Origin of the sequence: Kineococcus indalonis (assembly GCF_009906395.1) — a bacterium.
Classification (GTDB): Bacteria; Actinomycetota; Actinomycetes; order Actinomycetales; family Kineococcaceae; genus Kineococcus; species Kineococcus indalonis.
In genome coordinates this window covers 1-13,380 of sequence record NZ_JAAALM010000051.1, presented here as the reverse complement: position 1 = coordinate 13,380, position 13,380 = coordinate 1, and the positions used below count along the sequence as shown (strand labels likewise).

Below are 13,380 nucleotides of genomic sequence, written 5' to 3'. Positions count from 1 at the left end.
GTGCAGCTGCCCGAGCCCGCCACCTCGTCCGCGCCGCCGGTGGCGGGCTCGGGCAGCTGCACGCCCTCCCCCGGCCCGGGCGACGCGGGGGGCTCGGGGCGCTGGGAGGGCTCGGGGGGCTCAGCCGGCACGGACGGCGCTCCCGGCGCTGACGAGCACCCGGTCGGCCCCCGCGCCGCGCAGCGCGTCGGGCACGTCCTCGGGCACCGCGGCGGTCACCAGGACCTGCTCGGCGCCGGCGACCACCCCCGCCAGCCGCTCGCGGCGGCCGGTGTCCAGCTCGGCGAAGACGTCGTCGAGCACGAGCACCGGCCCGCCGGGGTCGCTCATGGCGTCGTCCTCCAGCAGCAGCCGGTAGCTGGCCAGGCGCAGGCCCAGCGCCACCGACCAGCTCTCCCCGTGGCTGGCGTAGCCCTTGGCGGGCATCCCGCCCAGCGTCAGCACGAGGTCGTCGCGGTGCGGGCCGACCAGGCACACCCCGCGCTCCAGCTCCGCCTTGCGCTGCTCGCCCGCCGCCTCCAGCAGCGCCGCGCGCAGCTCGGCGCGGGTGGGCACCGCGCCGCCGGGGGTGGTGGCCACCCCCTCCGCCAGCAGCGGCAGCGAGGAGCGGTAGCCCAGCTCCAGCTCGCCCTGCCCGCTGCTGACGGCGTGGTACGCCTCCCCCGCCGGCGCGCGCAGGTCCACCAGCAGCGCCAGGCGCGCCGCCAGCAGCTCCGCGCCGACCTCGGCGAGGTGCTCGTCCCACACGTCCAGCGTGGACACGTCCCCGCGGCCGCCGCGCAGGGCGGCGCCGGCGGACTTCAGCAGCGCGGTGCGCTGGCGCACCACGCGCTCGTAGTCGCTGCGCACGCCCGCCACCCGCGGCCAGCGGGTGACGAGCAGGTCGTCCAGGTAGCGCCGGCGCCCGTCCGGGTCGCCCTTGACGAGCGCGAGGTCCTCCGGGGCGAAGAGGACCGTGCGCAGCACCCCGAGCACCTCGCGGGTGCGGCGCACGGGGGCGCTGTTCAGCCGCGCCCGGTTGGCGCGGCCGGGCGTGATCTCCAGCTCGACCAGCGCCCGGCGCTCCCCGCGCACCAGCTGCGCGCGCACCACGGCGCGCTCCGCCCCCTGCCGCACCAGCGGCGCGTCGCCCGGGACCCGGTGGCTGCCGAGCGTGGCGACGTACCCGATCGCCTCGACGAGGTTCGTCTTGCCCTGCCCGTTCAGGCCCGTGAACGTCGTCGTGCCCGGCCGCAGCTCCAGCTCCAAGGCCGGGTACGAGCGGAAGTCGACGAGGGAGAGGTGCGCGACGTGCACGCGAGCCCGTGACCTAGCTGACGGAGCCGGTGCCGGAGGACGGACCGGCCTGGGCCACGGCGTGCCCGCCGAACTGGTTGCGCAGCGCGGCGACCGCCTTGATCGAGGGCGAGTCCTCCTGGCGGGAGGAGAAGCGCGCGAACAGGGCCGCGGCGAGCACCGGCATGGGCACGGCGTTCTCGATGGCCTGCTCCAGGGTCCAGCGGCCCTCGCCGGAGTCCTGGGCGTAGCCGCGGATGTTGTCCAGCTTGGGGTCCTCCTCCAGGGCGCGGACCATGAGGTCCAGCAGCCAGGAGCGCACCACGGTGCCGCGCGTCCACGCCTTGAAGACGGCGGGGACGTCGCTGATGATCCCCTTGGCCTCGAGCAGCTCGTAGCCCTCGGCGTAGGCGTGCATCAGGCCGTACTCGATGCCGTTGTGGACCATCTTGGAGTAGTGGCCCGCGCCGACGCCGCCGGCGTGCACGAAGCCCTCCTCGCGCGGGCCCTCCGGGCGCAGCGCGTCGAAGATCGGCAGCGCCAGCTCGACGTGCTTCTTGGGGCCGCCGACCATGAGGCCGTAGCCGTTGTCCTTGCCCCACACGCCGCCGGAGACGCCGCAGTCCAGGTAGCCGGTGCCGCGCTCGGCGAGCAGCGTGGAGTTGACCTCGTCGTCGGTCCACTTGGAGTTGCCGCCGTCGATCACCAGGTCGCCGTCGCCCAGCAGCGGGGCGAGGTTGGCGACGGTGTCGCGCGTGATCCTCCCCGAGGGGACCATCACCCACACGACCTTCGGCGAGGGCAGCGCCTCGACGAGCGCGGCCAGCGAGGGGACGTCGGTGACGTCCGGGTTGGGGTCGTACCCCGTGACCTCGATGCCCTTCTCGCGCAGCCGGGCGCGCATGTTGCCGCCCATCTTCCCGAGACCGACGAGTCCGATGTGCATCTGGACGACCCTTCCTTCCCCGGCTGACCGGGGTTCGCGTGCGTGCCGGCTCAACCGGCGAGACGGACCGGCATCAGCAGGTACCGGTAGCTGTCGTCGTCCTCCCCGTCGAGCTCCGCCTGGCCGGTGATGACGGCCGGGCGGGTCGGCTGGGTGAACGACAGGCGGGCGAAGGGGGCGGTCAGGGCCCCCAGCCCGTCGAGCAGGAACTGCGGGTTGAAGGCGATGGCGATGGCCTCGCCGACGAGGGACGCCTCGAGGGCCTCCGTCGCCTGCGCGTCCTCGCCCTGGCCCGCTTCCAAGGACAGCACGCCGTCCTCGAAGCGCAAGCGCACGGGCGTGTTGCGCTCGGCCACCAGCGCCACGCGCTTGACGGCCTCGACGAGGGCGGACGTGGACACCACGGCGTGCGTGGGGGACTCGGCGGGGAACAGCGCCCGCACCTTGGGGTACTCGCCGTCCACGAGCAGCGAGGTGGACTGCCGGCCCTCGGCCTGGAAGCCGATGAGGTCGGCGGTGCCGTCGGCCAGGCCGACCCGCAGCGTGCTCGTGCTGCCCAGCGAGCGGGCGACGTCCGAGAGGGTGCGCGCGCGCACCAGCGCGGTCGTGGAGAAGTCGGGGGTGGCGGGGTTCCAGCGCAGCTCGCGCACCGCCAGCCGGTAGCGGTCGGTGGCCAGCAGCGTCAGCCGGCCGCCCTCGATCTCCAGGCGCACGCCCGTGAGGATCGGCAGGGTCTCGTCGCGGCTGGCCGCGATGGTGACCTGCGCGACGGCCTCGGTGAACTCCGCGCCGGGCACCGTGCCGGACTCCGAGGGCATCACCGGCAGCGCGGGGTACTCGTCGACGGTCATCGTCAGCAGCGTGAAGCGGCTCGCGCCGCAGGTGACGACGACCTTCGAGCCCTCGGTGGTCAGGGTCACGGGCCGCGGCGGCAGGCTGCGGGAGATGTCGGCGAGCAGGCGCCCGGAGACGAGGACCTTGCCGCCGGTGCGCACCTCCGCGGGCACCTCCACGCGGGCGGAGACCTCGTAGTCGAAGGTCGACAGCCGCAGCGTGCCGTCGTCGCCGGCCTCCAGGAGCACGCCGGCCAGCACGGGCACCGGCGGCCGCGAGGGCAGAGCCCGGGCCGCCCACGCGACGGCCTCGGCCAGCACGTCGCGCTCGACCTGCAACTCCACCAGGCACCGCCTCCCGCCGAGTCCACCTCGTCCGCACCCGCCCGCAGCACGGGCGCCTCCCGACAGTAGTGGAGAGCCCGGGCGCGGGTGCAGGCGGCCGTCCACCGCCCGTCCACACGTCCACCGGGGCCCGTCAGGGCCCTCCAGGCCGCTCTCCCCGCCCCCGTCCCCAGCAGGTGTCCACACCTCTCGTGGGCTGACGGATCGAGTGGTGGAGGTGTTCATCGTCGTAGTCGCCCTTGTGCAGCCTGTGGACGGCGCGGCGTCGCCGCAGGTCAGGGGTCGTTCGGACCCCGCGCGGGCGTGTGGACCGCCTGCGGACGCGCACCCCGGTCCGTCCACAGGCCCGTGGACGGCGCAGCGGGCGTCCACCGCCGTCCCCAGGTCGTCCCGGGCGCGTCCACGCGTCGTCCACCGCGTCGTCCACCGCTGGGGACGTCGGTGTCCACACGGCTGTCCCCAGCGTGTGGACACCCGTGGACAACGGCCCCGCGCCCGTGGGGGAATGTGCAGGAACCTGTGCAAAAACCGTTTTCCGCGGCGTTCTGCGGTGGACGACCGTGACCCGGACGCACGAGGGCCCCCGCACCGACCGGTGCGGGGGCCCTCAACGGTGCACAGGGGTGGGGAAAGCCTGTGGACGGGGAGGCGTTCCTGGGGACGGCGCGCCCTCGCGCCGCCCGTCAGGCGCCGGCCTGCTTCTTGATGCGGTTCGTCAGCTCCGTCACCTGGTTGTAGGTGCTGCGCCGCTCCGCCATCTGCTGCTTGATCTTGCGCTCGGCGTGCATGACGGTGGTGTGGTCCCGGCCGCCGAAGTGCTGGCCGATCTTCGGCAGCGACAGCTCCGTCAGCTCCCGGCACAGGTACATCGCGATCTGCCGGGCCGTCACCAGCGTGCGCGAGCGCGAAGTGCCGCACAGGTCCTCCAGCGTGACGCTGAAGTACGACGCCGTCTGCCCCATGATCGCCGCCGCGGTGATCTCCGGCGTCTCGTCGTTGGGGATCAGGTCGCGCAGCACGATCTCCGCCAGCTGCATGTCCACCGGCTGGCGGTTCAGGCTCGCGAACGCCGTCACCCGGATCAGCGCGCCCTCCAGCTCCCGGATGTTCGAGGAGATCTTGGAGGCGATGTACTCGTTGACGTCGTCGGGCACCTCCAGGCGCTCCCCGATCGCCTTCTTGCGCAGGATCGCGATGCGCGTCTCGAGGTCCGGGGGCTGCACGTCCGTGATCAGGCCCCACTCGAAGCGGCTGCGCATCCGCTCCTCGAAGCCCGACAGCTGCTTGGGCGGCAGGTCGGAGGTGATCACGACCTGCTTGCTGGCGTTGTGCAGCGTGTTGAAGGTGTGGAAGAACTCCTCCTGCGTCTGCACCTTGTTCGACAGGAACTGGATGTCGTCGATGAGCAGCACGTCGACGTCGCGGTACCGGCGCTGGAACGCCTGGGCCTTGTCGTCGCGGATGGAGTTGATGAAGTCGTTGGTGAACTCCTCGGAGTTCACGTAGCGCACCTGCACGCCCGGGTAGAGGTTCTGCGCGTAGTGCCCGATGGCGTGCAGCAGGTGCGTCTTGCCCAGCCCGGACTCGCCGTAGATGAACAGCGGGTTGTAGGCCTTCGCCGGCGCCTCGGCCACCGCCACCGCCGCCGCGTGCGCGAAGCGGTTGCTGGCGCCGATGACGAAGGTCTCGAAGATGTACTTCGGGTTCAGCCGCGCGTTCTCGCCCTTGCCGCCCGGCCGCGCCCGCGAGGCCTGCCGGCCCGTGCCCGGGCCGCGGTCCACCTTGAAGCCGGTGAAGAGCAGGTCCGGGTCGGAGTCGTCCAGCGACGCCTCGTCCTCCGCGGTCGTGGCCAGCCGCCCGCCGCCGAGCAGGCCCTCCCCCTCGACGTCCAGGCCCGGCACCGCCGGCACCCGCTCGCGCTCCAGGCTCGACAGGCCCTCCCCCGTGGTGCTGCCCTGGTGCTCACCGGTCAGCTCCGGGGCCAGGGTCTGCCCGATCGAGGGGTCCACCGTGACCGCCAGGCGCACCGTCGTGCCCAGCTGCTCGCTCAGCGCGCGGGTCAGCGGCTCGCGGACCTTCTGCTCGATGACCTCCTTGGTGAGGTCGTTGGGCACCGCCAGCAGCGCCGTGCCGTCCAGCAGGCCCAGCGGCCGCGTCAGCCGCACGAACGCGCGCTGGTGGGGCGTGACGCCGCCCTCGTCGAGCTGCGCGACAGCGCGCTCCCAGACGTCGGGGAAGTTACCCCGGTCGGTCTCCACTCGAGCCATCTCCCGTCGTGCCCGGTCCGATCGACGGGCCTCGTCCACACCTCTGTCCACACACTGTGCACGACGGCGGGGTAGGACGAGGCACCCCTCTTCGTGCGCCGGGATCGGCGGGGGCGTCGGCAGTCGGGCTGGACCGTAACAACGGCGGCGGTCGCCGTTCAAGTGCCGTCCCACCGCCGGCCACCTGGACGGGTGGTGCGGGTGGGCCGGGACCGGCCGCGGGCCCCTCGCGAGGCCGCCGCCGGGTGGTCGCCCCCGCGCTTTGACCGCGGTGGGGCCGCCACCGTACCCTGCTGGGGATTGTGCTCCGCGGCCACCCGCCGGTGCGCCGACCCCTCGGCCGCCACCGGTGGCCGACGGCGGAGCCCCGGCCTTCCAGCGAGCATGGAGAACTGACGTGAGCAAGCGCACCTTCCAGCCGAACAACCGTCGGCGGGCCAAGACGCACGGCTTCCGCCTGCGCATGCGCACCCGCGCCGGCCGCGCCATCCTCTCCGCGCGCCGCGCCAAGGGCCGCGCGCAGCTGTCCGCCTGAGCATCACCCCCACCCGCGGCACCCTGTGCTGCCCGCAGCGCACCGCCTGAGGTCGCGGGACGACTTCACCGTCGCCCTGCGCGGCGGTGTGCGCACCGGCACCCGGCACCTGGTCCTGCACTGGGCGCAGACCGACGAAGCCCACCCCACGAGGGTGGGCTTCGTCGTGTCCAAGGCCGTCGGCAACTCCGTCGTCCGGCACCGCACCCAGCGCCGGCTGCGCCACCTGGCCGCCGACCGACTGCCGGTGCTGCCGGCCGACGGGGGGCTGCTGGTGGTGCGGGCCCTGCCCGCGGCCGCCGGCGCCACCTCCGCCGACCTCGCCGCCGACGTCGACCGCGGGCTGCGCCGCCTCGGCCTCACCGCCCGGTGAGCGGCGTGGACGGCACGCCGTCGCAGCAGCCGCCCGGACCGCGCCCACGGGCGTGGTGGCACCCCCTGCGCTGGCCGGCGCTGCTGCTGGTCGTGCTCGTGAAGGTCTACCAGTACACGCTCTCCCCCGTGCTGGGGCCGACGTGCCGCTTCTACCCGTCCTGCTCGGCGTACGCCGTCGAGGCCCTGCGCACCCGCGGGGCGCTGGTCGGGACCTGGTTGACCGTCCGTCGACTCCTGCGCTGCCACCCGTGGAACCCTGGTGGGGTCGACCCCGTTCCGCCCAGGAGCCCCTCAGGGCGGGGACAGCACCGATGAGGGCGCACTGCCCGTCTGGAGAGGATTGACCGCACGATGATGGAGTTCTTCTACGACCTCTTGCACCCCATCCAGTGGGTCGTCGCATGGATCATGGTGCGGTTCCACGACCTGTTCACCGCGATCGGCCTGGACCCGGCGGGCGGTGCGGCGTGGTCCCTCTCGATCGTCGGCCTCGTCGTCGTCATCCGCATCCTGCTGATCCCGCTGTTCGTCAAGCAGATCAAGGCCATGCGGGGGATGCAGGTCATCCAGCCCGAGATGCGCAAGATCCAGCAGAAGTACAAGGGCAAGACCGATCCTGCCAGCCGTCAGGCGATGCAGCAGGAGATGATGGCCCTGTACCGCACCTCGGGCACCAACCCGATGGCGAGCTGCCTGCCGATCCTGCTGCAGTCCCCGATCTTCTTCGCCCTCTTCCACACCCTCAACGGCATCGGCAAGGGCGAGACCGTCGGCCCGCTGAACGCCGAGCTGGTGGAGCAGGCCGACAACGCGACCATCTTCGGCTCGCAGCTGTCGGACATCTTCCTGCGCTCCTGGGGCGACGGGGACTGGAACACGATCGTCCTCACCGCGGTGATGATCGTGCTGATGTCTCTGTCGCAGTTCATCACCCAGCGGCAGCTCATGGCGAAGAACACGTCCTCGGCCTCGATGCAGGACAACCCGTTCGCGCAGCAGCAGAAGCTGATGCTGTACATCCTGCCGATCATCTTCGCCGTCTCCGGCGTCAACTTCCCCATCGGCGTCCTCCTCTACTGGCTGACGACCAACGTGTGGTCTATGGGGCAGCAGTTCTTCGTGATCCGCCGGATGCCCAACCCCGGCTCGCTCGCCGAGAAGGAGCTGCAGGAGCGTCGTGCCCGTCGCGCCGCCCGCCGCGGCCACGTCCTGCCCACCACCGGCGAGGTCACCGGCACCACCGCCGTCGCCGACCACACCCCCGCCGCCACGCCCGTGCGCCGCCAGCGTCAGCAGCCCAAGCGCGGCGGCAGCCGGGAGAACCGCCGGCCCAGCGGCTCCGGGGGCGCGCGCCCGGACCAGCGCCGCGGCAACCGCTGACACGACCCACCACGAACGACCGAGGAGGACCACGGGTGAACGGCACGACCGGCGCAGTGGAGACGGACGTCGACGAGGCCGCGGTCGAGGAGACCGCCCGTCCCGCGCAGCGCACCGGTGGCGCGGCCAAGCGCCTGGAGGAGGAGGGCGACATCGCCGCCGACTACCTCGAGGAGCTGCTGGACATCGCCGACCTGGACGGCGACATCGACATCGACATCGAGAACGGGCGCGCGTCGGTGGCCGTCGTGGCCGACGAGGCGAGCACCCCGGCCCTCAAGCGCCTCGTCGGCAAGGACGGCGAGGTGCTCGAGGCCCTGCAGGAGCTGACCCGCCTGGCCGTGCAGGCCCAGACGGGCGACCGCACCCGCCTGCTGCTGGACGTGGCCGGGCACCGGGCCGGCAAGCGCTCCGCGCTGGAGTCGCTGGCGCAGGAGGTGTGCGAGCGCGTGCGCACCAGCGGCGAGCCCGAGCACCTGGAGCCCATGTCGGCCTTCGAGCGCAAGGTCGTCCACGACGCCGTCGCGCTGCTGGGGATGACCAGCGAGTCCGAGGGGCAGGAGCCGCAGCGGCACGTCGTCGTCCTCCCGGCCGCCGCCGAGAGCGCCGACACCGAGGGCGCCGAGGGTGGCGACACCGAGGACACGCAGGACAGCGCCGCCGGGTGAGCGGTGACGCGCCACCCGGCGGATAGGGTGGCCGGGTGCTGGACGAGGTTCCCGAGGGCGGTGGCGTTTCACGTGAAACGCCACCGCCCTCTGTCATCCCCCCCGCCGCGGCGGCGGTGTTCGGCGACCAGCTGGACGCCGCGACCGCCTACCACGACTTCCTCGCGACATCGGGGGTCGAGCGCGGCCTCATCGGCCCGCGCGAAGTCCCCCGCCTGTGGGAACGCCACCTGCTCAACTGCGCCCACCTCGGTGAGCTCGTCGAGCTCGGCGAGAGCGTCGTCGACGTCGGCTCGGGGGCGGGTCTGCCCGGCATCCCGCTGGCGCTGGCCCGCCCGGACCTGCGCGTGCAGCTCGTCGAGCCCTTGGAGCGGCGCTACACCTTCCTGCGGGAGGTGATCCGCGAGACCGGGTTGGGCGACCGCGTCGCCGTCGCGCGCGGGCGCGCCGAGGACGTCGCCGGCGAGTTCTCCGGGGGCGTGGTCACCGCCCGCGCCGTCGCGCCGCTCGCCACCCTGTACCGGTGGACCCTCCCGCTGTGCCGGCCCGGCGGGCACCTGCTGGCCATCAAGGGCCGATCCGCCGCCGACGAGATCGCCGCCGCCACCGACGTGCTGGCCGAGCTCGGCATCACGAGCACGCCCGAGGTCGTCCACTGCGGCCCGGAGGGCGACGAGGGCACCACGGTGGTCCGCCTCGCCCGCGGCGACCAGCCGCTGCGCCGTCGTCCGGTCCGCGCTCCGCGCACCTCCACCAGCAACCGGCGTCCCCGGACACCGCGCACCACGGGAAGGAAGAAGGCGTGACGCAACTGGGGTGGTTCGGCGCCCTCCGATCGGCCTCCTCGCGGGGACTCGGCTGGCTGGGGCGCACGACGGAATCCATGAACCCCGAGGTTCCACGTGAAACATCGCCGGGGAACGCGCCGGGCGGTGCGGAGAGCGGCGCGGAGGGCCGGGCGCTGCAGGTGCCCCGTCCCGCGCCCTCGGTCGGAGCGCCGCCCCGGACCGCGAGCGAGCCGGTCGAGCCGGTCGCGCCGGTCGCGCCGACCGAGCAGGTCGAGGCGAGCGAGCGGGTCGAGGGGACCGGGCGGATCGAGGCGTCTCCGGTGAACCCGGCGCCCGTGCTCACCGCCCCGGCTGCTCCGCCCGTTCCCGAGGTGCCGGTCGAGGACACGGAACCCGCACCTGAGGTCGTCGTTCCACGTGAAACAGCGCTGCCGCCAGCCGCCGCCGCGACGGCGCCGGCGGAGGAGTCGTCCGTGAACCCGCCGTCCCTCCTCGGCGTGCCCGGTGGCCCGGTCACCACGCCGGGGGCCGAGGAAGAAGTGGGCTTCGCCGCGGAGCTGACGAGCGTTCCACGTGAAACACCGCGCGCCGTGGTGGCCGAACGCTTCCCGCGCCCGGTGGAGACGCGCATCCTCACCATCGCCAACCAGAAGGGCGGCGTCGGCAAGACGACCACCGCCGTGAACCTGGCGGCGGCGCTCTCGGCCGCCGGCCTGAAGGTGCTCGTGCTCGACCTGGACCCGCAGGGCAACGCCTCGACCGCCCTCGGCATCGAGCACCACGCGGAGGTGCCCGGCGTCTACGAGGTGCTGGTGGAGGGCAAGGCGCTCGCCGAGGTCGTCCAGCGCTGCGAAGAGGCGCCGGACCTGTGGTGCGCCCCGGCGACGGTGGACCTGGCCGGCGCGGAGATCGAGCTCGTCTCGATGGTGGCCCGCGAGTCGCGCCTGCAGCGGGCGCTGCAGAAGTACCTGAAGTCCGTGGAGCGCAACGGCGAGGGCCGCGTCGACTACGTCCTCATCGACTGCCCGCCCAGCCTGGGCCTGCTGACCATCAACGCCTTCGTGGCGGCGCCCGAGGTGCTCATCCCCATCCAGTGCGAGTACTACGCGCTGGAGGGCCTGAGTCAGCTCCTGGCGAACATCGAGCTCATCCAGGAGCACCTCAACCCGGACCTGACGGTGTCGACGATCCTGCTCACCATGTACGACGGGCGCACCCGCCTGGCCGCGCAGGTGGTCGAGGAGGTGCGCCAGCACTTCGGCGAGCAGGTGCTGCGCGCCCTCGTGCCGCGTTCGGTGCGCATCTCGGAGGCGCCCAGTCACGGGCAGACGGTGATGTCGTACGACCCGCTGTCCTCCGGGGCGCTGGCCTACCTGCAGGCGGCGCGGGAGATCGCCCAGCGCGGTGCGAGCCCGGCGGAGACGGCCGGTGCGGCGGCGGAGGAGCGGGGGGGCGCGGCGGAGGCCGCGCAGGCGAGCGACCCCTGGTCGCGGTGGAGCGATGGAACGGGCAGCCGGCGCGGTGTCGCGTCGCGGGAAGGTGGAGCGTGAGCGAGAAGCGGCGTGGGCTCGGGCGTGGTCTGGGCGCGCTGATCCCCAGCGGGGCGACCGCACCGTCGGCCGCGCGCGGCGGGGCCTCGGCCCCGCCGCCCGTGATGCGGCCCGGCGCGCGGCCGGTGGACCTGTTCTTCGACCAGACGACCGCGCGCGTGCCGCGCCCGCTGGAGGAGCCCGACGAGCCGGTCGCGCCCGCCGCGCCGGAGGAGCCTGCCGATCGGGGCGCCGCGCCGGCGGCCACCGAGCCCGGTGCGCCCGCGGAGCAGGAGCGGCCCGCGGACGCCCCCGAGCCCGCCGAGGTCGTCGGCCCCGACCAGGACCCGTCCGCAGCCCCGGTCGAGCCACCCGCGGGCACCCCCGGGGAGACCCTCACCGACGTGGCGGCCCCGGGAGCCCCCGCGGGCGCCGCCCCCGCCGGCGCGCCCGAGGCGCCGGACGCGCAAGACGTGGCGGACCGGCCGGAGGGCGGGGCCGCGGGGGAGCCGGTGGACGAGCCGGCGCAGGACGGCCTGCTGCCCGTGCCCGGTGCCCGCTTCGCCGAGGTGCCGATCACGGCGATCGTGCCCAACCCGCGCCAGCCGCGCACCGTCTTCGACGAGGACGAGCTGGCCGAGCTGGTGCACTCCATCGGCGAGATCGGCGTGCTGCAGCCGATCGTCGTGCGCCCCGTGGAGGCGGCCGAGGACGGCTCCCCGCGCTTCGAGCTCGTCATGGGCGAGCGGCGCTGGCGCGCCTCCACCGAGGCGGGGCTGACGTCGATCCCCGCCATCGTGCGCGAGACCGCCGACGACGACCTCCTGCGCGACGCGCTGCTGGAGAACCTGCACCGCAGCCAGCTCAACCCGCTGGAGGAGGCCGCCGCCTACCAGCAGCTCCTCGACGACTTCGGCTGCACCCACGAGGAGCTGGCCTCCCGCATCGGGCGCTCCCGGCCGCAGATCAGCAACACGCTGCGGCTGATGAAGCTGCCGCCGCTGGTGCAGCGGCGCGTCGCCGCCGGCGTGCTCAGCGCCGGGCACGCCCGCGCGCTGCTGGCCCTGGAGGACGGCGGGGCCATGGAGCGCCTCGCGCAGCGCATCGTCGCCGAGGGGCTGTCCGTGCGGGCCGTCGAGGAGGTCATCGCCGTCGGCGACGCGGACTCCGCGCCGCGCCGGCGCGGCCCGGCCCAGCCGCGCCCGGAGCTGGAGTCGCGCGCCTCCCGCCTCGGCGACCGCCTCGACACCCGCGTGCGCATCAGCATGGGCCGCAGCCGCGGCCGGCTGACGGTGGACTTCGCGGGCCTGGAGGACCTCGACCGCATCCTGCGGCTGCTGGAGCCCTCCGCCGACGCCTGAGCGCGGAGCGCCGGGCACGACGACGGGGAGGGGACCACCGTGGTCCCCTCCCCGTCGTCGTGCTCAGCGCAGCGCCGTGTCCACCAGCCCGCGGTACACCGCGTCCAGGTCCAGGCCCGCGGCGAGCACCGCCTGCGGCAGCAGCGAGGTCTCCGTGGTGCCCGGCGCCGCGTTGGCCTCCAGGAACACCGGCTCGCCGTCCTCGCGCACCACCAGGTCCACCCGGGACAGGTGCCGCAGCCCCAGCGCCTCGTGGGCCGTGCGGGCCGCGTCCGCCACCCGCCGCGCCACCGGCTCCGGCAGCCGCGCCGGGGCGAAGAACTCCGCGCTGCCCGCCGTGTAACGGGCCTGGTAGCCGTACTCGCCGCCGTCCACGACGACCTCCACGGCCGGCAGCACCCGCACCCGCCCGTCCAGCTCCAGCACCGACACCGCCACCTCCACGCCGGCCACGTGCCGCTGCACCAGCACGGTGTCGCCGTACGCCAGGCACTCGGCCACCGCGCGCGCCAGGTGCTGCTCCTCGCGCACCACGCTCACGCCCAGCGCCGAGCCGCCGCGCGCCGGCTTCACCACCAGCGGCAGGCCCGCCCACCCGGCCGCCGCCGCCAGCACCGCGTGCGCGCCCAGGTCGCGGAACGTCGCGTGCGGCAGCACCACCTCGCCGGGCACCGCCACGCCCGCGGCCGCCACCACGCTCGCCGCGACCGCCTTGTCCCACGCCAGGCGGCACGCCGCCGGGCCCGAGCCCACCCAGCGCAGGCCCAGCAGCTCCAGCACGTCGCGCAGCGCCCCGTCCTCCCCGACGGCGCCGTGCAGCACCGGCCACACCACGTCCGGGGCCTCCTGCGCCAGCCGCGGCAGCAGGTGCGCGTCGGCGTCCAGGAGCACCACCTCGCACCCGCGCGCGCGCAGCGAGCGCTCCACCCGCCGCCCCGAGCGCAGCGACACGTCCCGCTCGTGGGACAGGCCGCCGGCCAGGACGGCCACGCGCACCGGGCTCACGCCAGCTCCGGGCCCTGCGCCACGGGGTCGCCCGCACCACCGGCACCGCCCGCACCGCCCGCACCGCCCGCAC

13 protein-coding genes are annotated in these 13,380 nt (G+C 74.5%); 8 read left to right on the top strand and 5 right to left on the bottom strand.

Annotated features, from left to right (window positions below; all coding sequences use genetic code 11):
• Positions 1–120: 120 nt before the first annotated feature.
• From recF to dnaA, 4 genes are all read right to left on the bottom strand, one after another.
• The gene (recF, locus tag GTR00_RS04650) at positions 121–1,296 is read right to left on the bottom strand and encodes a DNA replication/repair protein RecF (protein WP_166610474.1); all 1,176 of its coding nucleotides are present in this window, start codon (positions 1,294–1,296) and stop codon (positions 121–123) included.
• A gap of 13 nt (positions 1,297–1,309) precedes the next feature.
• Positions 1,310–2,221 carry a phosphogluconate dehydrogenase (NAD(+)-dependent, decarboxylating) gene (gene gnd, locus GTR00_RS04645; RefSeq protein ID WP_166610473.1) on the bottom strand — a complete coding sequence of 304 codons (912 nt, stop codon included), beginning with the start codon at positions 2,219–2,221 and terminating at the stop codon, positions 1,310–1,312.
• A 50-nt stretch (positions 2,222–2,271) separates the two neighbouring features.
• The gene (gene dnaN, locus GTR00_RS04640; protein ID WP_166610472.1) at positions 2,272–3,399 is read right to left on the bottom strand and encodes a DNA polymerase III subunit beta; all 1,128 of its coding nucleotides are present in this window, start codon (positions 3,397–3,399) and stop codon (positions 2,272–2,274) included.
• A 683-nt stretch (positions 3,400–4,082) separates the two neighbouring features.
• Positions 4,083–5,657: a chromosomal replication initiator protein DnaA gene (dnaA, locus tag GTR00_RS04635; protein ID WP_407659603.1), complete on the bottom strand. Its 1,575-nt coding sequence runs from the start codon at positions 5,655–5,657 to the stop codon at positions 4,083–4,085.
• A 406-nt stretch (positions 5,658–6,063) separates the two neighbouring features.
• Between dnaA and rpmH the strand changes: the two genes are divergently transcribed.
• The 8 genes from rpmH to GTR00_RS04595 all read left to right on the top strand — a co-directional run bounded on the left by rpmH (position 6,064) and on the right by GTR00_RS04595 (position 12,302).
• A complete protein-coding gene (gene rpmH / locus GTR00_RS04630) occupies positions 6,064–6,201 on the top strand; it encodes a 50S ribosomal protein L34 (protein WP_166610470.1) in 138 nt (45 codons plus the stop codon).
• A gap of 25 nt (positions 6,202–6,226) precedes the next feature.
• Positions 6,227–6,574 carry a ribonuclease P protein component gene (gene rnpA, locus GTR00_RS04625; RefSeq protein WP_166610469.1) on the top strand — a complete coding sequence of 116 codons (348 nt, stop codon included), beginning with the start codon at positions 6,227–6,229 and terminating at the stop codon, positions 6,572–6,574.
• Positions 6,575–6,579: 5 nt separating this feature from the next.
• Positions 6,580–6,891: a membrane protein insertion efficiency factor YidD gene (gene yidD / locus GTR00_RS04620; protein ID WP_407659602.1), complete on the top strand. Its 312-nt coding sequence runs from the start codon at positions 6,580–6,582 to the stop codon at positions 6,889–6,891.
• 36 nt (positions 6,892–6,927) lie between these two features.
• On the top strand, positions 6,928–7,956 hold the full coding sequence (gene yidC, locus GTR00_RS04615; protein WP_166610468.1) for a membrane protein insertase YidC: 1,029 nt from the start codon (positions 6,928–6,930) through the stop codon (positions 7,954–7,956).
• Between the two features lie 35 nt (positions 7,957–7,991).
• Complete coding sequence (locus GTR00_RS04610; RefSeq protein WP_323132214.1) at positions 7,992–8,624, top strand: Jag family protein; 633 nt, start codon at positions 7,992–7,994, stop codon at positions 8,622–8,624.
• A 116-nt stretch (positions 8,625–8,740) separates the two neighbouring features.
• A complete protein-coding gene (rsmG, locus tag GTR00_RS04605) occupies positions 8,741–9,430 on the top strand; it encodes a 16S rRNA (guanine(527)-N(7))-methyltransferase RsmG (RefSeq protein ID WP_323132213.1) in 690 nt (229 codons plus the stop codon).
• 455 nt (positions 9,431–9,885) lie between these two features.
• On the top strand, positions 9,886–10,962 hold the full coding sequence (locus GTR00_RS23495) for a ParA family protein (protein WP_323132212.1): 1,077 nt from the start codon (positions 9,886–9,888) through the stop codon (positions 10,960–10,962).
• Positions 10,959–12,302 (top strand): ParB/RepB/Spo0J family partition protein, encoded by a 1,344-nt coding sequence (locus tag GTR00_RS04595; RefSeq protein ID WP_166610465.1) that lies wholly within the window; start codon positions 10,959–10,961, stop codon positions 12,300–12,302. Before GTR00_RS23495 ends, GTR00_RS04595 begins: the two co-directional genes overlap by 4 nt.
• 63 nt (positions 12,303–12,365) lie before the next feature.
• On the opposite strand, the gene GTR00_RS04590 is transcribed toward GTR00_RS04595, so the two are convergent.
• A complete protein-coding gene (locus GTR00_RS04590; protein ID WP_166610464.1) occupies positions 12,366–13,307 on the bottom strand; it encodes a D-alanine--D-alanine ligase family protein in 942 nt (313 codons plus the stop codon).
• Positions 13,308–13,380: the final 73 nt, after the last annotated feature.

Excerpts from the sequence above, each read along its gene's own strand:
- gnd (WP_166610473.1), bottom strand. The coding sequence starts at position 2,221 with ATGCACATCGGACTCGTCGGTCTCGGGAAGATGGGCGGCAACATGCGC.
- yidC (WP_166610468.1), top strand. The coding sequence starts at position 6,928 with ATGATGGAGTTCTTCTACGACCTCTTGCACCCCATCCAGTGGGTCGTC.